We start from the raw sequence: 23,227 nt of genomic DNA on the forward strand, positions 1-23,227 counted from the left end.
CCCTCACCCCCGGCGAGTTCCCCGCCGTCCAGGACCCGGAGGAGGATCCGCTCGACCGCGACCTCGTCGCCCTCTTCATGGACGTGGCCCGCGCCGACGGGGAGGTGCGCCGCGAGGAGGTCCGCGAGGTCCGCCGCTACTTCGAGGAGGTCCTCCACGCGGACGCTCACACCGTCCAGGCCGTCCGCCGGTACCTGAAGGACTTCCTGCGACGCCCCACCTCGCTCGACGCGCCCGGGGCGCTCGCCTCCTGCCTGGAGGCCCTGCCTTCGGGCGAACGGCTGCGCCTCCTGGACGCCCTCTATGAGCTGGCGCTCGCGGACGGCCCCCTCCAGCGCTCCGAACGCGAGGCCCTCCAGCGCGCGGCCGAAGGGCTGGACGTCCCGGACGACAAGGCGCAGGCCCTGGCCGAGCAGCACCTGGGCGACGCCACCGCCCACTTCGAGCGCCTGGGCCTGACGCCGGACGCCTCCGACGCGGAGGTGAAGAGCGCCTACCGCAAGCTCGCCGCCACCCACCACCCGGACAAGGCCAGCCACCTGGGGCCCCGGGCCGCCGAGCAGGCCGCCCGACGCTTCCAGGAGGTCCGCGACGCCTACGAGGAAATCCGAAGGCTGCGCGGTCTGTAGCCCGGGTTAGAACCAGGACATCCCATGAGCAAGCAGCCCCCGAAGAAGAAGGAAGCGGCCTTCCAGAACAACCCCTTCAAGTCCGCCATCAAGACGCTCCAGGACCAGGAGAAGCAGGAACAGCAGAAGGCCGCCGCCGAGGCCGCCGCGAAGAAGAAGACCGTCGCGAAGCCCGTGAAGGCCCCCAAGGCCCGGCCGGAGGACGACGACGTCGGCCTCTTCTTCTCCGCCATGGACGGCGTGCATCAGATCACCAACCGGGGTGAAGCCCCCAAGGTGAACCCGCGCCTGCCGGAGATCATCGACGACAACGCGGAGGCCCTGGCCCAGCTCTCCGAGCTCGTCGCCGGCGAGGGCGGCTTCGACGTCGCCGACTCCAACGAGTTCATCGAGGGCGCAGCTCCCGGCGTGGACCGCAACCTGCTGCGCTCGCTGCGCCGGGGCGACTTCTCCGTGCAGGACACCCTGGACCTGCACGGCAAGACGCAGGCGGAGGCCCGCGGCGCCGTGGAGCGCTTCCTGTCCGACAGCCAGCGCTCCAAGAAGCGCTGCGTGCTCATCGTCCACGGGCGCGGTTTGAACTCCAAGGACCAGGTCCCCGTCCTCAAGGAGGGACTGCGGGTGTGGCTGTCGCAGAAGCGGATGGAGCGGATGGTGCTGGCGTTCGCCACCGCACGTCCGCAGGACGGGGGAACCGGGGCCGTGTACGTGCTGCTTCGCCGATAGCTTTACGCGTGCCCGGGGCTGTGCATACATGCCGCCATGGTTCGCGACCTGATTGACCTCCACATCCACGTGGGTGGCGCGGTGGCTCCGCACATCCTGTGGTCCATTGCCCATCAGCAGGGCTTCAAGCTCCCCGTCAAAAACTACTTCGACTTCGTCGAGCTGATCACCTCCCGTCCGGGCAAGGTGGGCAGCCTCGACGACTACCTGAAGATCCTCCATACCTGGACGGAGAAGATCCAATCCTCTCCCAGCGCCATCGAGCGCTCCGTCTACGAGGTGATTGGCAAGGAGTACCGCGGCAGCCGCGTCACGCAGATCGAGCTGCGCTTCAACCCGATGAAGCGCAACCTGTCCTCCGAGCTGGACCTGGACCACATCATCCACGCCGCGCTCCGGGGCATGGACCGCGCGGTGCTGGAGTACGGCGTGAAGGTGGGCCTCATCTTCTGCCTGGCCCGCGAGTTCGACCACAAGCTCAACAGCATCATCGTGGAGAAGGCCATCAAGTACCGCAGCCGCGGCGTGTACGGCATCGACCTGGCCGGCACCGAGCGCGACGCGATGGAGCACAAGCCCGCGCTGGCCCAGTACGAGGACCTCTTCGCCCGCGCGCGCAAGGCGGGCCTGAAGTGCACCGTGCACACCGGCGAGACGGCCGGCACGGGCGCCGAAGGGGTGATGGCCGTGGTGGACAAGCTCAAGCCCCACCGCATCGGCCACGGCATCCGCGCCGCCTACGACGAGTCCGCGATGAAGGTCCTGCGCGAGAACAACATCACGCTGGAGCTGTGCCCCACGTCCAACATCCACACCCGCGCGGTGGCGGACCTGGCCGAGCTCAAGCACATCATGCAGACGTTCTGGGACCGCAAGGTGAAGTTCACCATCAACACGGACGGCCCCTACCTGCTGGAGACGGACATGCGGCGGGAGATTGAGATCGTCGAGTCCAACGGCCTGCTCTCCACCGAGCAGGTGGACCAGGCGCTGGCGTGGGCGCGCGAGGCGTCCTTCATCCCCGCTTGAGCGGCATGTACGGCCTCACGCGCGCGCTGCTCTTCACGCTGGCCCCGGAGCCCGCGCACCGGCTGGGCATGTCGGGGCTCGCGGCCCTGGGGCGCTTGCCGTCCCTGTGCCAGTCGATGCGCGAGCGCACCCTGCGCCAGGCGCCCATGGACCTGTCCGTGGAGCTGGCCGGGCTGCGCTTCGCCCACCCGGTGGCGCTCGCTGCCGGGCTGGACAAGGACGCGGAGGCCGTGGACGGCCTCTTCGCCTGCGGCTTCTCCGCCGTGGAGATTGGCACCGTCACGCCCCGGCCCCAGCCGGGCAACCCGAAGCCGCGCCTGTTCCGGCTGCCGGAGCACCGCGCGGTCATCAACCGCATGGGCTTCAACAACCACGGCGCTGGTACCGCCGCGGGCCGCCTGACGGGCCGCGCGTGGAAGCCCGGCCCGCTGGGCGTGAACATCGGCAAGAACAAGGACACCCCGCTGGAGCGCGCGGTGGACGACTACGTGGCGTGCGTGGACGCGCTCGCGCCGCTGGGCGACTACGTCGTCGTCAACGCGTCCTCGCCCAACACCCCCGGGCTGCGCTCGCTCCAGGAGCCGGAGCAGCTCTCCGCGCTGCTCTCCGCGGTGCAGGAGCGGATGGCGAAGGTGGCGCCCGGCACGCCGCTGTTCCTGAAGATCGCCCCGGACCTCACCCCGGAGGCCGTGGACGAGGTGGTGGACGTGGCGCTGGCGCGAGGGCTGTCGGGCCTCATCGCCACCAACACCACCATCACCCGCCCCTTCGAACACGCGCACGCGAAGGAGGCCGGCGGCCTGTCCGGCGCCCCCGTGCGCGAGCTGTCCAACGCCGTCATCCGCCGCGCCTACGTGCGCAGCCGGGGCACCCTGCCCCTCATCGGCGTGGGCGGCGTGTTCACCGCCCAGGACGTCTACGAGAAGCTGCGCGCGGGCGCCACCGTGGTGCAGGTGTACACGGGTTTCATCTACGAGGGCCCGGGCATGGTGGGCCCCATCCTGCGCGACCTGGGCGCCCTGCTGGCCCGCGATGGCTTCACCTCCGTGCGCGACGTGATTGGCCTGGACGCGCATCAGGGCCCGCCGTCCTCCGCCGCGTAGCCACGGCGGTCATGACGCAGGCTGCCGTGCGACGGCCTGGAGGGTCCTCCGGGGAGGGCTGACGTGGCGCGTGCGCAAGCCGGCGCGGTTGGGTATAGCGCCGCCCATGCCCACCCTCCTCCTCAGTGCGAAAGAGCTGCGCGGCCTCTACACCGTCGAACTCGGACTGGAAGCCGTGGAGCGCGCCTTCCTGGCCCATGGCCGCGGCGACGCGCTCATGCCGCCCAAGGTGTACCTGTCCCTGCCGAAGTACGACGGTGACTTCCGCGCCATGCCCGCGTTCCTGGACGGGGCGGCGGGCGTGAAGTGGGTCAACGCCCATCCGCGCAACCCGCAGAAGCACGGCCTGCCCACGGTGCGCGCCGTCTACATCCTCAGCGACCCGGACACCGCCTCCCCGCTGGCCATCCTGGACGGCACGCTGCTCACCGCGTGGCGCACCGGCGCCGCGGGCGGCATCGCGTCCAAGTACCTGGCGAAGAAGCAGCCCCGCACGCTGGGGCTCGTGGGCTGCGGCGTGCAGGCCCGGGTGCTCATCGACGCGCACCGCGCCCTCTTCGGGGACCTGGAGCTGCTCCTGGCGGACGTGTCCGAGCAGGCCGCCAAGGCCCTCCAGCAGGAGAAGGGCGGCCGCGTGGTGAGCCTCCAGGAGGCCTCCGGCGCGGACATCGTCTGCTCCGCCACGCCCGCGCGCGCGCCCGTGGTCCGCCGCGAGTGGGTCCAGGCCGGCGCCCACATCAACGCCATGGGCGCGGACGCCCCCGGCAAGCAGGAGCTGGATCCGCGCCTGCTCGTCGAAGGGCGCGTCTTCATCGATGACGCGGAGCAGGCGCTCCACTCCGGCGAAGTCAACGTCCCCCTGCACGACGGCCTGCTGTCGGCGGAGCAGCTCGCCGGAACGCTGGGCGAGGTCGTCGCGGGCCGCAAGCCGGGCCGCACCGGGGACGAGGTCACCGTCTTCGACTCCACCGGCCTCGCCGTCCAGGACGTGGCCCTGGCCCGCGCCCTCTACGACGTGGCCCGCGCCAGGGGCGTGGGGCAGCTCTTCGACCTCGTCGGGGACGCATAGCCGGGGACGCCGGGCGAAGCGTCCCGTCCCGCACGGATTTTCGGGGAGGGGGAAACTTTCTCCGGTTTCCGCGATAATCTCCCAGAATCACTTCTTCGCCCGGAGAGGTCCCTCGCCGGGCGGCCAGGACAGGTGGTGCGCATGAGCTCGAAGGTTTCGGACAGGACCACCATGGCGGCGCTGAACGCCAGTCAGAGCCTCAGTCCCACCGAGCAGAAGATGCTCCAGGGCCTCAGCGGTGACGACTACAAGCGCGCCCACGCCCAGTTGATGCTCCAGAAGCAGTCGGAGACGGTGAACTTCGTCACCAACATCCTGAAGAACAACACCACGATGTCGGTGCTCGCCAACCTGAAGTAGTCGCCCTCAGCGGGGGACGGGTGGAGGCCTCTGTCGCCTCCCCTCCACCGCTTCAGCCAAAAAAGAGAGCGCTCGCCGGCACCTTGGAGTTTTACCGGCGAGCGCCCCGGGCCGCGTGCCGACTGGCAGGGCCTCGTGAAGTCGCGGCGGATACGAAGAAGGCCCTGGGGCCACTCCGCGCCACCTTCATGTTCCGCGTCCGCCCCGCGTCCCGTGCCTCCGGGCCCCGCGCTCGACGTCCGCTTCCTTCAAAACCACGTCCTGCTGGCGGTGATTCCTGATCCGCCTGATCCGCCGCCACCCACGGTGAGCACGCCCGGTGTGACTGGCAATGCCTCCGGCGCCATTACCACAGGCTTCCCACCAATCTCCACGAAAAACGAGCTATTCCCATCTATAACCTGGAAACGCAGGGTGGGATACGCGTGGAGCACTTCCCCCTTCCTACGAACGCGCCCGCCCCCAATTGCTTGAGGACGGGCGTGGATTATCCAGGAGGGTCTGACATTTGCCGGCCCTGAGGGGCTGGGCTCAGCCCTGGGGCCGCTGTACGACTTGGCGGTACAGGGCATCATGCTGGCCCACCATCTTCTCCAGCGACAGGTCGCGGGCGACGAAGCGCCGGGCGGCCTTGCCCATCTTCCGGGCCTCCTCGGGCTGGGCCAGCAGCCGGCGGAACGCCTGGGCGAGCTGGGCGGGCCGCTGCGGCTCCACCACGAGCCCTCGCTCCCCGTCCACGATGAGGTCCGGGTTGCCGCCCACCCGCGTGACGACCATGGGCAGGCCCGCGGCCATGCCCTCCATCACCGCGTTGGACATGCCCTCCGCGGACGAGCACAGGACGCCGAAGGTGGCCCGGCGGTAGAGGGCCGGCACGTCCGAGCGGTGCAAGAGGAAGTGCACCCCGTCCGCCACGCCCAGCTCGTGCGCCATCTTCTGCAGCGCGGGCCGGCGCGGGCCGTCTCCCACGAGCCACGCGTTCAGCCGGACGCCCTCATGACGCAACATGGCAAGCGCGAGGAGCAGGTCCTCCTGCCGCTTCACCGGGTGGTTCATGTTGGCCACGTGCACCACGGTGGGCACGTCGCCCGTGTCCGGGAGCGGGGCCTTGAGGCCCTCGGCGACGCGCGCATCGAAGCGCTGCAGGTCCAGGCCGTTGTGGATGACGGAGACGCGGTCCGCGGGCAGCCCCTCCTCTTCGATGAGCATCGTGCGGATGGCCTCCGCGTTGGCGACGACGTGGTCCGCCAGGCGTGTCATCCGCGTGTGCAGCAGGCGGCGGGCCCTGCCCTGCCAGTGGGACAGGTCCAACCGGCCGACGATGACCTTCGCGCCCGCCAGCTTCGCCGCCGGCACCGCGATGATGCTCGAGTAGAAGTCGTGCACGTGCACCAGGTGCACGCGGTGCTTCCGGAGCCAGTGCGCCAGGCGGAATATCTGAAGGGCCGTGTTCGGCTTCGCGAGCGACCCGTTGAGCGGGAACACCTCCGGCGCATGGCCCAGCTTCCGGACGGACTCCATCAGCGGCCCGGCGTTCTCCAGCACCGACACCTGCAACTGGTAGCTGGACGGCAGCCCGCGCAGCAGCTCCAGCACCTGCACCTCGGTGCCGCCAATGTGGAACGACCGGGTGAACTCCACCAGGCGGAGGGGCTCCTGCCCCATCCGTGCTTCCTCACGCCGCATGCCCAGACCCCTCCCACGTGGCCGTCGGCACCTGATTCATCGCCGGCTGCCTCCCCACCGCCAGGGCGCGCTCCCGAGCCTGCGCGATGCGCTGCGCGCTCGCGGCCAGGCCGAAGAGCACGTAGCAGTGCGCGGACAGGATGTAGCCCGAGAACAAGTCACAGATGAGGTAGCCCGCCACCGACGCCAGGAGCGCGCGCGCCAGCCACCCCATTTCTGAATCCGCCGACGCGGCCGCGGCCCCGCCCACGGCGCCCCCGGAGAACACCAGGAAGCACAGGAGGCCGATCCACCCGAGCTCTCCGATGACGTCCAGGAAGATGTTGTGCGCCACGTAGGCCCGGTGCGCCTCCGGCGGCGCGTACTCGAACCACGCGTAGCGGAAGCCGCCCGCGCCCACGCCCAGGAGCGGCTTGTCCAGGCTCATGCGGCTGGCCACCTGCCACGCGTACACACGGCCCATGGCGGACGCGTCCTCGTGGAAGCTCGTCACCGTCTCGTTGCGCTGCCAGAAGCTCTTGGGCGCGAACACCGCCAGGCCCAGCACGAACACCGTGCCCAGCACGATGGCCTGCATGCGGCGCTTCTCGCGGATGGCCCACAGCGCCATCGCCACCGACAGTCCGATGAAGCCACCGCGCGAGTGCGACAGCACGATGGCCACCACCGACAGGATGGCGGACGCGCCGCAGAGGATGCGGAAGAACCACGGGGTGCTCTTGCGCGCCACGAAGGCCACCGCGAGCGGAACCACGACGACCATGTTCATCGCCATGTGGTTGGGGTCCGCGTACACGCCGACCCAGCGCGAACGGAAGCCCTCCACCATGTTCTCGCCGACGATGTACCAGTTGATGACGCCAATGGACGTCACGATGGCGCCCAGCACCATGGCCGCGCACACCGCCGCCAGCCGCTTGCTGTTCGTGATGACGTTCACGAGCGTCAGGTAGATGGCCGTGAGCTTCAGCAGCTCCACGCCCTGGAAGCGCGTCACGTCCGGGTTGACGGACCACGCCACCGAGCAGAACGCCAGCGACGAGAACGCCAGGAGCGCGATGCCCCGCGCCCCGTCGAAATAGAGCGGCTCCGCCTTGCCCAGCCGCCGCATCACCATCAGCCCGGCCGCCAGGCCCGACGTCAGCAGCGCGAGCCGCAGCGGCGCGAGCGCGGGGATCCACTCACCCGGCACCGCGTACATCACCCCCGCGAACCCCACGAGCAGGAAGAAAGCCAGCACGTCGCGACGCTGCCCCTGCGCGCCCGGTTCCATGAACTCCACCCCTTCGCTGTCGGTCGCTCGTCCCGTCACACGCGTGCCCCTGGCCCTCTTGGAAAGCCGTTGGTTGGCCGGACGCAGGCACGCCGCACGCGGAACGCATGCGCGACACCGACGAACAGCCAGCGGGCGGGGGCAAAGCAGCGGGCGTGCCAGGGGATGCAGGCGCAGGAAGCCCGTATCTTCGGGCAGTTGCGCGATCACCCCCGACACGGGGGCCGGGCAAGGCTGAAAAAGCTACGGGACCGGCGCGCTCTCCATCGGAAGCACCGCGGAGGCGATGAGGTCCAGGCGCCCCTCGCGCAGCCACGGCGTGCCCAGCTCCGACAGCAGCCGCGTCAGCGTGACGTTCACCACCCGACGCAACTCGTCCTGCGTGGGTACGGGGACGGCGGGCGTGAGCGCGGCCAGGGCCCGCTCCGCCGCGCTCGGGCGCAGGCGCGGCGCCTCCGGGCTGCCCTCGAAGAGGCGCTGGCCCAGCTCCGCCGTGCGCCCCAGGGGTACGGGCCGCACGTCCACGCCCTCCTCCAGGACGGCCATGGCGACCACCGCCGCCCACAGCCGCTCCACGCCCAGCACATCCAGGGACACGCCGAAGCGCGCCAGCACGGTGTGCGCGGGGCCCTCGGAGCCGCCCAGCAGCGCGCCCAGCGCCGCCACCTGTCCTTCCGCGCGGGCGAGCAGCACCTCCGAACCGGCCACCTCCCGCAGCGAGCGGAACGGCACGGCCTCCGCGCCCGGCACGCGCAGCGCCCTGCGGGGACGCTTGCGGCGCAGGGCCTCCAGCGCCGCCGCCTCCTCGGGGAGCACGAGCGGCACGTCGTCCAGCTTCACGAACGGCTCCTTGAAGAGCCGGTCCGCGCGGTACTTGAGCTGGAGCGTCAGCGTGAAGCCCACCTGGAAGACGCGGCGCAGGGGCGTGTCCCGCAGCGCGTCCGGCGCCCGGGCCGGGTCGCCGCCCGTCAGGTGCTCCAGGCCCAGCGACAGGTAGTCGCGCACCCACTCGCCCACGCGGCGCACGGCGTCCAGGTCGCCCGGGTCGCCCAGCTCCGCGACGAGCACGGCGTTGGCCACCTCGCGCAGCTCGTCCTCCGCGTTCATCCGCTCCGTGTCGGACAGGTCCCGGAAGGCCGCCTCCATGTAGTCCACGTGGCCGCCGGTGGCGGTGAGCGCGGGAGCGGCGCTGGAGGTGGGGCGCGGGGGCACGTCCACGCGGCTGAAGAGCGCCAGGGCGTCCTCCAGCGTGGGGAAGCCCAGGTCGGACAGGCGCGCGCGGCGGAACTGGAAGGCGGTCTCCTCCAATTCGGAGGGAATCTCCCAGCGCACGGCCTCGAAGAGGCGCACGGACTCGAAGGGGTTCTCCGCGATGAGGTCGTTGACGATGGCGCGCATGGCGGACATCTCCGCGCCCTCCAGCTTGATCTCCACGAGGTAGCGCCCCTCGGGCGTCTCCACCGTCATCCCCTGGGGGTTGGCGTCCGGGTCCTCCTCCAGGTCGTACACGGTGGTGAACTCCTTGAGGAGCGTCTCCACCACCTCCAGGTCCACCGCGTGCAGCTTGCGCAGGAAGTCCTCGGGCTCGTCGCCGCGCGCGGCGCGCAGCCATGTCAGCACCGCGTGCGGGTCCAGCTTGTCCTTGGCCCACCCGCCCAGGTCCACGAAGGTGCGGAACTGCGCGGGCGACGCCAGCTGCACGAGCTCCGTCGTGTCCGCGAGGCCGATCTCCTGGATGGTGACGTACAGGTCCTCGGCGGGCAGCGAGCGCACCATCGCGGGCGTGTCCGGCCCGTCGAGGAGGGCCTCCATCCGCTGGCGCGGGCTCAGGCGCATCAACCGCTGACGCACCTCGCGGGGAGCGAGGGGCGAACCACCACCGTTCGTCTTGCCGTTCTGGGACACGCCGGGGGTGCTACCACAGCGTGACAGGGCCCGGGAGCCTCAGACGCGGGTGGCCTTGCCGAAGGTGTCCAGCAGCGTGCCCCACACCTCCTCCACGCCCAGCTTTTCGGTGGAGGAGAACGCCACCAGCGCCTCGCGGGGCAGCTCCAGCTGCGCGGACAGGGCGTTGAGCCGGGGCTTGCGCTGCGCCTTCGTCAGCCGGTCGATCTTCGTGGCCACCACGAGGATGCGCCGGTTGTGCTCCTGGAGGTAGTCGAGCGTGCGCAGGTCCTCCGGCGTGGGGCCCACCTCCGCGTCGATGATGCTCACCACCACCTCCAGCCGGTGCCGGTTCTTCAGGTAGGAGGTGATCATCTCCTGCCACTGGGCCTTGTCCGCCTTGCTCGCCTTGGCGAAGCCGTAGCCGGGCAGGTCCGCCAGGCGCACCGTGTGGCGGGTGCCGTCCCGGTCCAGGTCCACGTCGAAGAAGTTGAGCGTGCGGGTGCGCCCCGGCGTGTTGGACACGCGCACCAGCTTCCGCCGGTTCGTCAGGGCGTTGATCATGGACGACTTGCCCACGTTGGAGCGGCCGACGAAGGCGACCTCCGCGGCATGGTCCGTGGGCAGGCCCTTCAGTTCCACGGCGGTGGTGACGAAGCGGGAGTCGAGGATCTTGATCAAGCGGGGGTCACTTCTTCGCCGTGGCGGGTGCCGGCGTGGAGGGGGCCGCGTCCGCGCGGGTCTGCTGCTTGCGGGCACGTTCGGCGGACCAGTGGTCGATGGCCTTCAGCGCTTCCTTGAAGTCGAACGGGCGCAGGGAGGGAGAGGAGGCGTCATGGCAGGTGCGGCACTGCTTCTCGGAGGGGTCCACCAGCCCCACCAGCCGCGCCAGCTCCGGGTCCTTCATCACGTAGGACGGCGAGTAGTACTGCCCGCCCCCGTGGCACGTCTCGCAGGTGACGGCCGCGAGCGTCTGCTCCGCCTGGTCCGGCGCGTGGCAGGACAGGCAGCGCGCGTCCTTCTTCTGCCCCTCCGCCAGCGTCTCCGTGGCCCGGGCGTGCTTGGACTTCATCCACGCGTCGTAGGCCTCCGGGTGGCAGCCCTTGCAGCTGTCGGGACCCGTGAAGTCCGCGGCGCCGGCAAGACCGCCACAAGCGGCGAGCAGGAGGGCGGAAAAGACCCGGAAGGCACGAGAACGCATGGCTTGAGCACGTAGCAGAGCCCCCCGGACGGGGCAAGGCGTCTCATTCGTGATTGAATGCCGGGTGGACACGCGCGGTCCTTGAGGTAACGGACCTTGAGGCGCGCCTGCCTGATCCGCTAGGGAGGAGTCGAGATGCGGACCCCCGTCATTGCCGTCCTTGTCGCCGTCGCTGCCGTCGTCGTCTCCCTGCCTGCTTCGGCCAAGCCGTGGCAGACCATTGAACCCGGGTCCTCCAAGAAGGAGGACATCGTGAAGAAGTTCGGCGAGCCGTCCCGGACCATGTCCCAGGACGGAAAGGAGATCCTGGCCTACTTCGCCAAGGAGGCCATCAAGGGCACCACCCAGGCGCAGTTCAAGGTGGACCCGGCCACCCAGTTGGTGGAGCGCATCGACGTGTTCCCCGCGCCCATCATCGAGAAGGACACCATCGAGAACAGCTACGGCCCCGCGTGCCCGGCCGGAGCCGTGCCCGCCACGCCCTGCTACCTGCGCAAGCTCACCGACGACTTCCGCACCTACTTCCTCTACGTGAAGCTGGGCGTGGCCATCTTCTTCAACGAGGACGGCAAGACGGTGCAGTCCTTCGTCTTCACCACGCCCAAGGCCGCGAAGTAACCCGTGCACGTCTTCGGCCTGACGGGCGGCATCGCCTCCGGCAAGAGCACGGTGAGCCGGATGCTGCGCGAGCTGGGCGCGCGCGTGCTGGACGCGGACGTCATCGCCCGTGAGGTGGTGGAGCCCGGCACGCCCGGGCTCCAGAGCATCCGCGAGCGCTTCCCCGGCGTGGTGGGCCCCGATGGCCGCCTGGACCGGGTGAAGCTGGGGGCCCACATCTTCGCGGACCCCGCCGAGCGCGCCGCCCTCAACGCCATCGTGCACCCCCAGGTGCGCGCCGCGTTCCTCCAGAAGCTGGAGGCGCTGGAGGCCGAGGGCATCACCCACGCCGTCTACGACGTGCCGCTCCTCATCGAGACGGGCCTGCACACCGCGATGGAGGGCGTGGCCGTCGTCTGGGTGCCCCGGGAAGTGCAGAAGGCGCGGCTGATGGCGCGCGACGGGCTGGACGCCGAAGCGGCGGAGGCGCGGCTCGCGGCGCAGCTGTCGCTGGACGACAAGCGACAGCACGCCACCTGGGTCATCGACAACAGCGGCGGCCCGGAGGCCACCCGTCCCCAGGTGGAAGCGGTGTGGCGGGCGATGCTCGCACACGGCTGACGGGCGGGTATGTATGCTGCGCCCCGAATGAGCGACAAGCCGAAGAAGAGCAGCGCTGGCACCTACTTCATCACCGGCTACCCGGGCTTCATCGGCAAGCGGCTGGTGGAGCACATCGCGCGCGAGGACCCCAAGGGGCACATCTACGCGCTGGTGCAGCCCAAGGCCTTCAAGGAGGCGCAGGCGCTCGCGGCGAAGGTGCAGGGCGCGAAGGTGGAGCTGCTCACCGGCGACGCGGTGGACATGCACCTGGGCCTGTCCGGCGACGAGTACCAGCGCCTGTGCGAGCGGGTGACGGACATCTTCCACCTGGCGGCCGTGTCCCAGCTGGGCGTGCCCAAGGAGACCGCGTGGCGGGTAAACGTGGACGGCACCCGCAACCTGCTGGAGCTGGCGCGCGACTGCGAGCACCTGTCGCGCTTCAGCCACTTCTCCACCTGCTACGTGTCCGGCGACCGGGTGGGCGTCATCGCCGAGGACGAGCTCGACCGCGGCCAGGGCTTCCGCAACGCGTACGAGGAGACGAAGTTCCAGGCGGAGCGGCTGGTGCAGCGCGCGGCGGCCACCCTCCCCGTCACCATCTTCCGGCCCTCCAGCGTGGTGGGCGACTCGCGCACGGGTGAGATTGACCGGTTCGAGGGCCCCTACTACCTGGGCATCCTGCTCGTCACGTCGCCGCTGGTGGTGCCGCTGCCCCTGCCGGGCAACGGCGTCGCGCCCCTCAACGTCGTCCCGGTGGACTTCGTGGTGGAGGCGGTGTGGCGGCTGTCGCGGGATGAGCGCGCCAAGGGCCGCACCTTCCACCTGGTGGACCCCAACCCCATGAGCGCGCGGCGCGTGTACGAGCTCATCGCGGAGAAGTCGAACAAGCGGCTGCCGCGCTTCAACCTGTCCGCGCGCGCCGCGGACGTGATGCTGCGGCTGCCCCTGCTGGAGAAGCTGGCCCGGCCCCAGCGCGCCGCCATCAGCTACGTGAACCACCTGGCCATCTACAATTGCCACAACACGCTGGAGCTGCTCGACGGCACCGGCGTGAGGTGCCCGCCGCTGTCCTCGTACCTGGACCAGCTCGTCGCCTACGTGCGTGAACAGTACAAGCTGCGCCGCGAGGGCGCGGAGGTGGAGGATCCGCTCGACCACGCCTCCCTCTCTTCACCCGAGGACGGCACCGCGACGCGCTCGCGCCGCTGAGCAGGGCCGCGTCCCACACGCAAGGTGCGGCGCGGCGTGGTGCCCCGGCCATCGCCTGGCTGGCTGCTGGAGGAGCGCGCGCCGCGGGCACCGCTTATTCCAGACTGACAATTGTTACTGGGTTGCTAACGCAAAGATGAGGGGACCCCCTCTTTTCAACGATCCAGTGTCCTGGTTAGCATGCGCCCTCACTTGAATCCGGTCCGGTGAACAAAACCGTACCGGAGGAGTGGGTTGGAGAGCAGCTTTTGCCAGTAATCGTTGACAAGCGATTCGAGTCTTCCACTCCGGGCGCCGGTATCGCGCCCCGCCTGTCCGGCCCCGAGGAGCGCTCCGCGCCCTCCGCGCGCGCTCCCTGCTTCGTGCCTCTTCATCGTGCCCCGCGCTGTCGCGTCCATGCGACGCCTGGCGTTGGGATGCGTTTCCTTCTGGGCTGTCCCATCACGGTCCGCCAGTCGTAGGGAGCGCGCCCCCCCGGCGTGCTCCTCGCAGTCGTCGTCTCTCGCAGTCCCCTCGTTCGTCGTTGTTCATCACCCCCAAGAAGGAAGGCGCATGCGTCTCAGGGAAAAGCTGTTGACCAGTCTGCTGCTGGTGCCCATGGCGGGCACCAGTGCGTGGGCCAAGGAGCGGTCGAACTACGACGCGTTCCTGGAGCAGCGGGAGTCCCGCGCGCTCGCCGTGGACTCCGCCACGGCGGTGGCTCGCGGACTTCGCGTCGAGCAGACCGAGCAGCGGCTCGGCGTGCCCACGTTCGCGTGGGCGGCTCAGGAGGGTGCGCAGTCCAAGTCCGTCATCCGCGGCGGCATGACCACGGAGGCCGCGGCGCGCGCGCACCTGCAGAACGTGGCGGAAAGCTACCGCCTGTCGCGCACCGACGTCTCCGGGGCCACCCTGCGCTCCGTGCATGACACCGGCAAGGGCGCCGTCATCGCCACGTTCGAGCAGACCGTCAACGGCATCCCGGTCTTCCGCAACGAGATCAAGGTCATCATGGGGCAGGACCAGCGCCTGGTGGCCCTCAGCGGCTACCTGGCCCCGTCCGACCTCACGCAGACCGCACGCGCGAAGGCCCGCACCGGCGCCTTCCGCCTGGGCGCCGCGGAGGCCATCTCCGGCGCGTTCACGGACCTGACGGGCTCCGGCACGCAGGCCACCGCGTTCGTCAACACCGGCACGAAGGGTGACTACACCTTCTTCGCGCTGAGCCCTTCCGCGAAGAGCGCGCTGCCGCAGGACCTGGCCACCCCGGCCCGTGCCCGGCAGGTGTTCTTCATGATGGCCGGCGGGCTGGAGCCCGCGTGGTACGTGGAGGTCAACGCCGGCCCGAAGGCGTCTGTCTCCAACGACTACTTCGGCTACGTGATCTCCGCGACCACCGGCGCGGTGCTCTTCCGCAACAACCTGACCGTGGACGCGACGGGCACGCCCTTCACGTACAAGGTCTGGGCGGAGAACGTGTCGCCGTACCTCCCGGATGACGGGCCGCAGGGCACCGACATGACCCCGCACCCCACGGGCAATCTCGACGGCTCCCAGGGACCGCTGAACCGCCCCGCGCAGAACATCACCCTCGCGAACAGCCCGTACAGCCAGAATGATCCGTGGCTGCCCGCCAACGCCACGCAGACCCAGGGCAACAACGTGGACGCGTACGCGGATCTGGCCGCGCCGGATGGCTACCAGCCCGGCGGCGGGGACATCCGTCCGACGACGACGGCCGCCAACACCTTCGGTTACACGTTCGACACGACCCAGGCCCCGAACGCGACCCCCGAGCAGACCAAGGCCTCGGTGGTGAACCTGTTCTACGTCAACAACTTCCTGCACGACTGGTTCTACGACGCGGGCTTCGACGAGGCCTCGGGCAACGCCCAGTCGGTGAACTACGGGCGGGGTGGCGTGGAAGGCGACCCCATCCAGGCGCAGGGCCAGGACTACCTGAGTCGCAACAACGCGAACATGAGCACGCCGGCCGACGGTGCGTCGCCGCGCATGCAGATGTACCTGTTCAACGGCACGCCCGAGCTGTCCGTGACGGCCCCGGCGTCGATCACGGGCATCTACGAGGCGTCCTCCGCGAGCTATGGCTCCCAGGCGTACCTCGTGACGGGCGACATCAAGGACGCTCCGGCGGACAACAAGATCGGCTGCACCGCGTTCGCGGCGGACTACTTCAAGGGCAAGGTCGCCCTCATCGACCGCGGCACGTGCAACTTCGTCGTCAAGTCGCGCTTCGCGCAGGAAGCGGGCGCGATCGCCACGGTCATCGGCAACAACGCGCCCGGCAGCCCCGGCGCCATGGGCGGCAATGCCATTGACGATCCCTTCGTCACGACGCCGTCGCTGATGATCACCCAGGGCGCCGCCGCGGCCTGGCGCGCGGAGCTGGCGAACGGGGCCGTCTCCGTGAAGCTGAGCCGGACGCCCAAGGAGGACCGCGACGGCACGCTGGACAACGCCGTCATCGCGCACGAGTGGGGGCACTACATCTCCAACCGCCTCATCGGCAACGCGGCCGGCCTGTCGAACAACCAGGGCCGCTCCATGGGCGAGGGCTGGGGTGACTTCACCGCCATGCTCATGCAGGTGCGCGCCGAGGACGTGACCAAGCCCGGCAACAACCAGTGGCAGGGCGTCTACGGCGCCGCGGGCTACGTCTCCAGCGGTGGCAGGAACCAGGGCTACTACTACGGCCTGCGTCGGCTCCCCTACAGCACGCAGCTGGCCAAGAACGGCCTGTCGTTCCGGCACATCTCCAACGGCATCGCGCTGCCCGCCAACGCGAACACGACCGCGCTGACCGGCACCAGCAACAGCGAGGTCCACAACAGCGGTGAGGTGTGGGCGTCGATGCTGTGGGATTGCTACACCAGCCTCCTCAACGCCCATCCGTTCCAGGAGGCCCAGGAGCGGATGAAGCGCTACATCGTCGCCGGGTACAAGGCGACGCCGAACGCGCCCACCTTCCTGGAGGCGCGCGACGCGATCCTGGCGGTGGCCCTGGCCAACGATCCGGCGGACTACAGCCGCTTCGTCGCGGCCTTCGCCAAGCGCGGCGCCGGCTTCGGCGCCAAGGCGCCGGACCGCAACTCCTGGGACCACTTCGGCGTGGTGGAGAGCGGCGTCACGGGCAACACCATCGAGGTCACCGACCTGCGCCTCGATGACAGCAAGACGGGCTGCGACAAGGACGGCGTGCTCGACGTGGGCGAGGAGGGTGTGCTCCACCTGACCGTCCGCAACGTGGGCGGCGGCGCGCTGGGTGCCTTCACGGGCACCGTGAGCACCACCAGCACCACCGCGACGCTGGGCTTCCCGAGCGGCACCACGGTGAGCATCCCGGCGCTGGCGCGCGGGGCGGAAGCGCACCTGACCCTGCCTGTGTCCCTGACGGCCGTGACGGCCCCGGACACCCACGCCGGGCTGAAGATCACCTTCAACGAGCCCAGCCTGCCCGCGGCGGCGCAGACGGTGACGTTCGATCCGCGCATCAACTACGACGACGTGGCGAACTCCAGCGCGACGGACTTCTTCGCGTCCGGTCTGTCGGCCTGGACCGTCTCCAGCAACCTGTACGCCGAGGGTGATTGGAGCATCCGCCAGGAGGACACGGACTTCCTCGCGCACAGCGACGACGCCAACATCGCCGTGGACGGCACCCTGACGAGCCCCTGGCTGACGCTGAACGCCACGGGTGACTTCGTCTTCAGCTACTACTACCGCCACTCCTTCGAGACCGACTACACGGCGGCGGTCACGCCGTACGACGGCGCCGTCGTGGAGTACAGCGTGAATGGCGCGTCGTGGACGAACGTGTCGACGCTGACCGCCCAGGTGCCCACCGTGGCGCCGACGTACACCGCCACCATCTCCGCTGGCGGCGGGAACGTGCTGGAAGGCCAGCCCGCCTACGCCCGCGCATCCACGGGCTTCCCGGGCTTCCGCCAGCAGGTGCTCAACTTCAAGGACTACTTCCGGAAGCAGGGCATCACGCGGGTGCAGCTGCGCTTCCACGTGGCCTCTGACTCGGGCCAGGGCGCCTACGGCATGGACCTGGCGGAGCCGTCGTTCTCCGGCGCTTCGCTGGTGTTCCCCTCGCGGGTGGAGCAGCCGGCGGCCGCGGGCGCTTGCAACCAGCGTCCGGTGGCCAGCGTGGGCAATCCGCAGGTGGTGGCCGAGTTCGTGACCGTGGGCGGCCAGTTGCAGCGCAACACGGTGACGCTCAACGGCACGGGCAGCTTCGACCCGGATGCCGCCTCGGGTGACGCCCTCTCCTACCAGTGGACCCAGGTGGGCGGTCAGGCCGTCGCCACGCTGAACAACGCGAACACCGCCACGCCGACCTTCGTGACGGACGTCGCCGCCACGCAGTACCTCCGCTTCCAGCTGGTGGTGACGGACGCGCAGGGCAAGGCGAGCCAGCCGAAGACGGTGGACATCGGCGTCAACAACGTCAACCGCGCTCCCGTCGTCGTGGCCACCGCGCCCGAGACGGTGAACGAGGGCGACGCGACGCCCGTGGTGCTGAATGCCTCGGGCTCCACGGACGCGGACGGTGAGACGCTCACCTTCACGTGGGCGCAGACCGCTGGCACCCCGACGGTGACGCTGACCAACGCCAACACGGCCCAGGCCTCGTTCGTCGCCCCCCAGGTGACGGAGGACACGCAGCTGACCTTCACCGTCACGGTGACGGATGGCCTGGCCAAGAGCACCAAGTCGGTCGCGGTGACCGTGAAGAACGTCAACGGCGCGCCGGTGGTGGACGCGGGCGCCGACCAGGAGGCGGAGGCCCGCACGACGGTGACGCTGGCCGGCACGGCCACGGATCCGGACGGTGACGCGCTCACCTACGCCTGGACCCAGGTGGATGGCACGAACGTGACGCTCACGGGGGGCAACACCGCCTCCGCGACCTTCACCGCGCCGGACGTCAGCGCCGACACTGTCCTGTCCTTCCGCCTGACGGCGACGGCCAACGGCGTGTCCGTGTCCGACCTGGTCAACGTGACGGTGCACAAGGCCAACCGTGCGCCGACGGGCACGGGTGGCACCATCACCGTGGACGAAGGCGCCAAGGTGACCCTCAACTCCAACGCCAGCGACCCGGACGGGGACACGCTCACCTACGAGTGGACCCAGACGGGTGGCCCCAGCGTGAGCCTCACGGGCGCGAACTCGCCCAAGCTGGAGTTCACGGCGCCGCAGGTGAAGTCCGACACGGACCTGACGTTCAGCCTCACCGTGACGGACTCCGACGGTGCCACGACCGGTGCCATCAACTACACGGTCAAGGTGAAGAACAAGGGCGGTGGCTGCTCGTCCACGGGCGGTTCCGTGGGCGGCATGGCGCCGCTGATGGCCCTGCTCGCGGCCATGGGCCTGTCGCGCCGCCGCAAGAAGGCGTAGTCGGCCTGAAGTCCTGAAGCCTTGAAGTCATGGAGGGGCGGTCCTCACGGTGAGGGCCGCCCCTCTCTTCGTTTCCACCGGACACCCGTGGACGGGGAGCGGTAGGCTTCCGCGCCTCATGGCACGCACGTTCCAGGTGGGAGACACCTTCACCCACGTCCGCCAGTGCGACCGGCTGCGGCCGGTCTATTACGCGGGCGCTTCCGGGGACTACAACCCCATCCACATCGACCCGGAGGTGGGGAAGCTCGCCGGCTTCCCTGGCGTCATCCTCCAGGGGCTGTGCACCCTGGGGTGGGCGGTGGAGGCGGTGGCCGTCTTCGTGGGGGACCCGGGGCTCGTGCGCCGCGTGAGGGTGCGCTTCTCCCGGCCGGTGCTGCCCGAGGACACCGTCACCTTCACAGGCCGCGTCACCGCCGTCGCGGACGGCCGGCTGACCACCGAAGTCACCGCCACCAACCAGCGCGGCGAGCCCGTCCTCCGGGGCGCCGTCGTTGAAACCTCGCTCGGATAGCCATGGCCCTGGACCCGAAGTTCATCGGCCGTGCGTACGGCCCGTTCACCTATGAAATCGGCCGGGAGAAGCTGCGCGAGTTCTCCCTCATCCTCGGGGGCTCCGTGCCCTCCGCGGGCACCTTCGGGGAGCCGCCCGCGCACGTCAGTCCCCTGCTCTACTCGCAGGACGCGGCGGCGGTGGGGCCCTACGGGGACGTCATCGCCTTCCCCAGCTTCGCGGTGGTGTTCGCCATCCGCCCCTTCAGCGCCGCCATCGCGGACCCGGAGCTGGGCGTGGACCGCGTGCGGCTGGTGCACGGCGAGCAGGAGCTGGAGTTCCTGGGGGTGATGCGCCCCGGCGACGTGCTCACCACCACGGGCCACATCTCCGAGCTGTACCGCAAGGCCGGGATGGACTTCCTCGTCGTCACCACCGAGACGCTCAACGCGCGCGGCGAGCCCGTGGTGCGCGGCGTCTGGACGGCCGTCATCCGCCCCGCGTGAAGCCCGGGGACTCGCCGGGGGCGATGATGCCCTCGTCGAGCAGCTGCGCGAGGATGCGCGCGGTGTCCAACCGCGACATCCCGGACAGCGCGAAGAGGTCGTCGAAGCTCACCGCGCCGTCAATCTGCGCGAGCACGAAGCCGGCGCGGTGATCCAGGTTCAGCCAGATGATGTCGTCCGGCTGAAGGCGCACGCGCGGCATCCGGCTCAGGTCGCCCAGGCGGGCCTCCAGCATCGCCACCAGGATGCGCTCGCTGCGATCCCTCAGCGCCTCCACGCGCGGGTCCTCCGGCGCCAGCGACTGGGCCCGGCGCAGCAGGTCCACCGCGCCCGAGTGGTCATCCAGCGTCAGCAAATCTTCCGCCCCGCGCAGCAGGCACTCCACCTCGGAGCCCTGCGGGAGCGCGCCGCCCATCACGGAGAAGGACTCCGGAAGGCCGAACTCCTGCGTGCGGTGCTCCTCCGCGATGAGATCCAACGCGTCGCCCCGCATCCCCGTTCCCTCGGGGAGGCTGACGGACTCAGGCAGGGGATTGACGGGGCCGGCGCTGGCGGAGTCGGCCCAGGCGCCCCAGTCCCCCTCCAGGTCGGAGGCCGCCGCGTTCGCCGCCCCCGCGGCGCCGGGGCCCGTGGCGCCACCGCCCTGCCCCAACAGCTGGCGCGCGCGCGTGTTGGCCGGATCCAGCTCCAGCGCTCGCGTGAACAGCTTCTCCGCGCCCGGCGTATCGCCACTCAGTCGCAACAGCAACCCTGCCTCGACGAGCTGCCTGGCGCGCAGCGTGTTCATGGGGCACTCCATCGCGAGGCGTGGCGCGGGAATGGGCTCCGCGACCGGGAAGAACCGAGGGACGTGGCGGAAGGCCCGGGCATGCGCGGCTACCTTCCCGGCGTCCCGCGCGGGCTGGCCGAGCGCAAGAGCGGCAGGCTCTGCGAGAGCGCCTCGCAGGCCCGCGTCAGGGCGCCCACGTCCTCGCCGCCGCGCACCTGCCGCGCGTGGTCCAGGGCCATCTCCGCGCGGGCGACGACGTCGGGCGACAGGCCTCCGGCCCCGGGCAGGAGCCGGACGCGGGAGAGCGCGTCCACCAGGTCGCGAGCCAGGGTGTCCAGCTCCACGCGCTTCGTCTTGATTTCCTCGGAGGCGCGCGCGGTCACCATCCAGTCGCGCTGCTCTTCCATGATGCGGCGCAGCTCGTCCTCCGTGAGGCCGCTGGACGCGGTGACGGTGATGGACTGGCGCAGGCCCGTGTCCCTGTCCCGGGCGGACACGGACACGATGCCCTCCGCGTTGATGTCGAACGTCACCTCGATCTCCACCTGACCGCGCGGTGCCTCGCGCAGGCCGGTGAGGAGGAACTCGCCCAGCAGCTCGTTGTGGTGCGCCAGCTCGTGCTCGCCCTGGAGCACCATGATCTTCACCGTGCGCTGGAAGTCCTTGGACGTGGCGAACACCTCCGTCGCGGACGTGGGCACGGTGGTGTTGCGCGGAATCAGCCGGCGTACGTAGCCGCCCGCGATGGCCACGCCCATGCTCTGCGGCGTGACGTCCAGGAGCAGCAACTCCCCCTCCTGCGCCACCAGCGCGTGCGCCTGGATGGCGGCTCCCAGGGCCACCACCTCCTCGGCATGCACGCCCTTGCAGGGCTCGCGGCGGAAGTACTGGCGCACCTGCTCCACGATGCGGGGCATGCGCGACATGCCCCCCACGAGGATGACCTCCTTCAACTCCGACGGGCGCACGCTCGCCTCGCCCAATACCTCGGAGGTGATGCCCACCAGGCGCTCGCCCAGGTCCGCCGTCAGGTCCTCCAGCTTCTCGCGGGTGAGCGTCGTCTGCAGGTGCAGCGCGGCGCCTCCGCCCGGCGGCGTGCAGATGAAGGGCAGGTGCAGCTGCGTCTCCTTCACCGACGACAGCTCCACCTTCGCCTTCTCCGCGGCGTCCTTCAGCCGCTGCAGCGCCATGCGGTCCTTGCGCAGGTCGATGCCGTGCTCCTTGGCGAAGCCGAACACCATCCACTCGATGATGCGGTGGTCCCAGTCCTCTCCGCCGAGGAACGTGTCGCCGCCGGTGGCCACCACGTCGAAGATGCCGTTGTTGATCTCCAGCACCGACACGTCGAAGGTGCCGCCGCCCAGATCCAGCACGGCGATCTTCCCGTTCACCGTGCGCCCGAAGCCGTACGCCAGCGCCGCCGCCGTGGGCTCGTTGATGATGCGCAGCACTTCCAGCCCGGCGATGCGGCCCGCGTCCTTGGTGGCCTGGCGCTGGCCGTCGTTGAAGTAGGCCGGCACGGTGATGACGGCCTGGGTGACGGGCCGCCCGAAGTGGGCCTCCGCGTCCGCCTTCAGCTCCGCCAATATCATCGCGCTGATCTCCGGCACGGCCAGGTCGCGGCCCGCCAGCCGGATGCGCACGTCGTCGTGCGCGCCGCACACCACCTGGTACGTCAGCGCGCGCAGCGCGTCCTGCACCGGGTGCGAGGAGAACTTGCGGCCGATGAGGCGCTTCGCCGCGGACACCGTCTCCTGCGGGTTGGTGATGGCCTGCCGCTTGGCGATGCCGCCCACCAGCCGCTTGCCGTTCTTCGACACCGCCACCACGGACGGCGTGAGGGGCACGCCCGTGCGGTTCTTGATGATGATGGGCTGGCCGTCCTGGACGGTGGCGACGAGGCTGTTCGTCGTCCCCAGGTCGATGCCAATCAGCGGTTCGGGCTCAGCCATGGGGACGCATGCACCTCACGAGAACGTCCAACGCAACTTCTTGAGGGCCGCGCGACCCTCGGCGTGGTCCGGATCCAGGCGCACGACCTCCTCGAAGTGGTGCTTGGCCTGCTTCTTCTGCCCCGCCGTCAGCAGCACCTGGGCCAGCAACAGCTGGTAATCCACCCGCCCGGGCTTCAATTCCACCGCGCGCTGGGCGAGCGCGCGCACCTCCTGCGGGTCCTGGTTCAGCTCCCGGCCCACGCGCGCGGCCTGATAGGCCGCCTCCGGGTTGTCGCCGTTGAGCGAGACCGCCAGCTTGTAGGCCGACTGGGCGCCCGCGAAGTCCCCGCGCAGCTCCAGCTCCTGGCCGCGCTCCACCTCGGCCTGCGCGCGGTGCAGGTCGTGCTTGCGGCGCGCGTCGACGAGCAGCGCGGCGACCTCGCGGTTCTTCGGATCCAGGCCCAGCACGTGGTTGAAGTCCTGGTAGGCCCGCTCGAAGTCTCCGCGCGTGATGGCCGCCCTGCCCCGGGCGATGAGCTCCGTGAGCTTGTGGCTGCGCGCCATGTACGGGTGGCGCGCGAGGCGGGCCTGGCGCTCGGCGCGGCGGGCCTCGGACTCCGTGTCCTCCGGCGGCGCGGGCGTCGACTGGACGGACGCGAAGGCCCCCGACGGTGGACGCGCCGCGCTGGACGCAGTGGGGACGGACGCGAAGGCTCCGGAGGGCGGACGCGCCGCGACGGGCGGTGG

Annotated in this window: 20 protein-coding genes; 12 read left to right on the top strand and 8 right to left on the bottom strand. The window is 70.3% G+C overall.

Going from position 1 to position 23,227, the window contains the following annotated elements:
• The 6 genes from D7V93_RS10190 to D7V93_RS10215 form a co-directional block, all read left to right on the top strand.
• A partial coding sequence (locus D7V93_RS10190) for a TerB family tellurite resistance protein (protein WP_120643213.1) occupies positions 1 to 629 on the top strand: 629 nt, incomplete at its 5' end.
• A gap of 24 nt (positions 630 to 653) precedes the next feature.
• Positions 654 to 1,355, top strand: coding sequence for a Smr/MutS family protein (locus D7V93_RS10195; RefSeq protein ID WP_120643214.1), 702 nt, complete (start codon positions 654 to 656; stop codon positions 1,353 to 1,355).
• Positions 1,356 to 1,391: 36 nt separating this feature from the next.
• Positions 1,392 to 2,384 carry an adenosine deaminase gene (add, locus tag D7V93_RS10200; RefSeq protein WP_120643215.1) on the top strand — a complete coding sequence of 331 codons (993 nt, stop codon included), beginning with the start codon at positions 1,392 to 1,394 and terminating at the stop codon, positions 2,382 to 2,384.
• A gap of 5 nt (positions 2,385 to 2,389) precedes the next feature.
• A complete protein-coding gene (locus D7V93_RS10205; RefSeq protein ID WP_120643216.1) occupies positions 2,390 to 3,487 on the top strand; it encodes a quinone-dependent dihydroorotate dehydrogenase in 1,098 nt (365 codons plus the stop codon).
• Positions 3,488 to 3,593: 106 nt separating this feature from the next.
• On the top strand, positions 3,594 to 4,556 hold the full coding sequence (locus tag D7V93_RS10210) for an ornithine cyclodeaminase family protein (protein ID WP_120643217.1): 963 nt from the start codon (positions 3,594 to 3,596) through the stop codon (positions 4,554 to 4,556).
• A gap of 141 nt (positions 4,557 to 4,697) precedes the next feature.
• Positions 4,698 to 4,916: a hypothetical protein gene (locus D7V93_RS10215; RefSeq protein ID WP_120643230.1), complete on the top strand. Its 219-nt coding sequence runs from the start codon at positions 4,698 to 4,700 to the stop codon at positions 4,914 to 4,916.
• A 531-nt stretch (positions 4,917 to 5,447) separates the two neighbouring features.
• Here D7V93_RS10215 and D7V93_RS10220 read toward each other — a convergent pair.
• The 5 genes from D7V93_RS10220 to D7V93_RS10240 all read right to left on the bottom strand — a co-directional run bounded on the left by D7V93_RS10220 (position 5,448) and on the right by D7V93_RS10240 (position 10,960).
• A complete protein-coding gene (locus D7V93_RS10220) occupies positions 5,448 to 6,602 on the bottom strand; it encodes a glycosyltransferase (protein ID WP_120643218.1) in 1,155 nt (384 codons plus the stop codon).
• Positions 6,592 to 7,875 carry an O-antigen ligase family protein gene (locus D7V93_RS10225; RefSeq protein WP_120643231.1) on the bottom strand — a complete coding sequence of 428 codons (1,284 nt, stop codon included), beginning with the start codon at positions 7,873 to 7,875 and terminating at the stop codon, positions 6,592 to 6,594. The genes D7V93_RS10220 and D7V93_RS10225 overlap by 11 nt, the downstream gene beginning before the upstream one ends.
• Positions 7,876 to 8,118: 243 nt before the next feature.
• Positions 8,119 to 9,780 (bottom strand): DUF6178 family protein, encoded by a 1,662-nt coding sequence (locus tag D7V93_RS10230; RefSeq protein WP_120643219.1) that lies wholly within the window; start codon positions 9,778 to 9,780, stop codon positions 8,119 to 8,121.
• A 39-nt stretch (positions 9,781 to 9,819) separates the two neighbouring features.
• A complete protein-coding gene (yihA, locus tag D7V93_RS10235) occupies positions 9,820 to 10,440 on the bottom strand; it encodes a ribosome biogenesis GTP-binding protein YihA/YsxC (protein WP_120643220.1) in 621 nt (206 codons plus the stop codon).
• A 7-nt stretch (positions 10,441 to 10,447) separates the two neighbouring features.
• Entirely contained in the window at positions 10,448 to 10,960 is a 513-nt protein-coding gene (locus tag D7V93_RS10240; RefSeq protein WP_120643221.1) for a multiheme c-type cytochrome, read from the bottom strand.
• A gap of 135 nt (positions 10,961 to 11,095) precedes the next feature.
• Here D7V93_RS10240 and D7V93_RS10245 point away from each other — a divergent pair, with 135 nt between their 5' ends.
• From D7V93_RS10245 to D7V93_RS10270, 6 genes are all read left to right on the top strand, one after another.
• On the top strand, positions 11,096 to 11,578 hold the full coding sequence (locus tag D7V93_RS10245; protein WP_120643222.1) for a hypothetical protein: 483 nt from the start codon (positions 11,096 to 11,098) through the stop codon (positions 11,576 to 11,578).
• 3 nt (positions 11,579 to 11,581) lie between these two features.
• Positions 11,582 to 12,178 carry a dephospho-CoA kinase gene (gene coaE, locus D7V93_RS10250; RefSeq protein ID WP_120643223.1) on the top strand — a complete coding sequence of 199 codons (597 nt, stop codon included), beginning with the start codon at positions 11,582 to 11,584 and terminating at the stop codon, positions 12,176 to 12,178.
• A gap of 27 nt (positions 12,179 to 12,205) precedes the next feature.
• Positions 12,206 to 13,369: an SDR family oxidoreductase gene (locus D7V93_RS10255; RefSeq protein WP_120643224.1), complete on the top strand. Its 1,164-nt coding sequence runs from the start codon at positions 12,206 to 12,208 to the stop codon at positions 13,367 to 13,369.
• A 552-nt stretch (positions 13,370 to 13,921) separates the two neighbouring features.
• On the top strand, positions 13,922 to 18,778 hold the full coding sequence (locus D7V93_RS10260; protein ID WP_120643225.1) for a myxosortase-dependent M36 family metallopeptidase: 4,857 nt from the start codon (positions 13,922 to 13,924) through the stop codon (positions 18,776 to 18,778).
• A gap of 118 nt (positions 18,779 to 18,896) precedes the next feature.
• Positions 18,897 to 19,292: a MaoC family dehydratase gene (locus tag D7V93_RS10265; protein ID WP_120643226.1), complete on the top strand. Its 396-nt coding sequence runs from the start codon at positions 18,897 to 18,899 to the stop codon at positions 19,290 to 19,292.
• A 2-nt stretch (positions 19,293 to 19,294) separates the two neighbouring features.
• Complete coding sequence (locus tag D7V93_RS10270) at positions 19,295 to 19,777, top strand: FAS1-like dehydratase domain-containing protein (protein ID WP_120643227.1); 483 nt, start codon at positions 19,295 to 19,297, stop codon at positions 19,775 to 19,777.
• Here the strand turns inward: D7V93_RS10270 and D7V93_RS10275 are convergent.
• The 3 genes from D7V93_RS10275 to D7V93_RS10285 form a co-directional block, all read right to left on the bottom strand.
• Positions 19,761 to 20,564 carry a tetratricopeptide repeat protein gene (locus D7V93_RS10275; RefSeq protein ID WP_120643228.1) on the bottom strand — a complete coding sequence of 268 codons (804 nt, stop codon included), beginning with the start codon at positions 20,562 to 20,564 and terminating at the stop codon, positions 19,761 to 19,763. The genes D7V93_RS10270 and D7V93_RS10275 overlap by 17 nt on opposite strands.
• Before the next feature lie 89 nt (positions 20,565 to 20,653).
• The gene (dnaK, locus tag D7V93_RS10280; RefSeq protein WP_120643229.1) at positions 20,654 to 22,498 is read right to left on the bottom strand and encodes a molecular chaperone DnaK; all 1,845 of its coding nucleotides are present in this window, start codon (positions 22,496 to 22,498) and stop codon (positions 20,654 to 20,656) included.
• Positions 22,499 to 22,513: 15 nt separating this feature from the next.
• On the bottom strand, positions 22,514 to 23,227 hold a 714-nt coding region (locus D7V93_RS10285; protein ID WP_147451116.1), incomplete at its 5' end, for a tetratricopeptide repeat protein.

The organism is Corallococcus llansteffanensis, from assembly GCF_003612055.1.
Classification (GTDB): domain Bacteria; phylum Myxococcota; class Myxococcia; order Myxococcales; family Myxococcaceae; genus Corallococcus; species Corallococcus llansteffanensis.

Excerpts from the sequence above, each read along its gene's own strand:
- D7V93_RS10215 (WP_120643230.1), top strand. The coding sequence starts at position 4,698 with ATGAGCTCGAAGGTTTCGGACAGGACCACCATGGCGGCGCTGAACGCC.
- D7V93_RS10260 (WP_120643225.1), top strand. The coding sequence starts at position 13,922 with ATGCGTCTCAGGGAAAAGCTGTTGACCAGTCTGCTGCTGGTGCCCATG.
- D7V93_RS10195 (WP_120643214.1), top strand. The coding sequence starts at position 654 with ATGAGCAAGCAGCCCCCGAAGAAGAAGGAAGCGGCCTTCCAGAACAAC.
- D7V93_RS10255 (WP_120643224.1), top strand. The coding sequence starts at position 12,206 with ATGAGCGACAAGCCGAAGAAGAGCAGCGCTGGCACCTACTTCATCACC.
- D7V93_RS10275 (WP_120643228.1), bottom strand. The coding sequence starts at position 20,564 with ATGAACACGCTGCGCGCCAGGCAGCTCGTCGAGGCAGGGTTGCTGTTG.
- D7V93_RS10265 (WP_120643226.1), top strand. The coding sequence starts at position 18,897 with ATGGCACGCACGTTCCAGGTGGGAGACACCTTCACCCACGTCCGCCAG.
- D7V93_RS10205 (WP_120643216.1), top strand. The coding sequence starts at position 2,390 with ATGTACGGCCTCACGCGCGCGCTGCTCTTCACGCTGGCCCCGGAGCCC.
- dnaK (WP_120643229.1), bottom strand. The coding sequence starts at position 22,498 with ATGGCTGAGCCCGAACCGCTGATTGGCATCGACCTGGGGACGACGAAC.
- D7V93_RS10220 (WP_120643218.1), bottom strand. The coding sequence starts at position 6,602 with ATGCGGCGTGAGGAAGCACGGATGGGGCAGGAGCCCCTCCGCCTGGTG.
- add (WP_120643215.1), top strand. The coding sequence starts at position 1,392 with ATGGTTCGCGACCTGATTGACCTCCACATCCACGTGGGTGGCGCGGTG.
- D7V93_RS10240 (WP_120643221.1), bottom strand. The coding sequence starts at position 10,960 with ATGCGTTCTCGTGCCTTCCGGGTCTTTTCCGCCCTCCTGCTCGCCGCT.
- D7V93_RS10245 (WP_120643222.1), top strand. The coding sequence starts at position 11,096 with ATGCGGACCCCCGTCATTGCCGTCCTTGTCGCCGTCGCTGCCGTCGTC.
- D7V93_RS10270 (WP_120643227.1), top strand. The coding sequence starts at position 19,295 with ATGGCCCTGGACCCGAAGTTCATCGGCCGTGCGTACGGCCCGTTCACC.
- D7V93_RS10225 (WP_120643231.1), bottom strand. The coding sequence starts at position 7,875 with ATGGAACCGGGCGCGCAGGGGCAGCGTCGCGACGTGCTGGCTTTCTTC.
- D7V93_RS10210 (WP_120643217.1), top strand. The coding sequence starts at position 3,594 with ATGCCCACCCTCCTCCTCAGTGCGAAAGAGCTGCGCGGCCTCTACACC.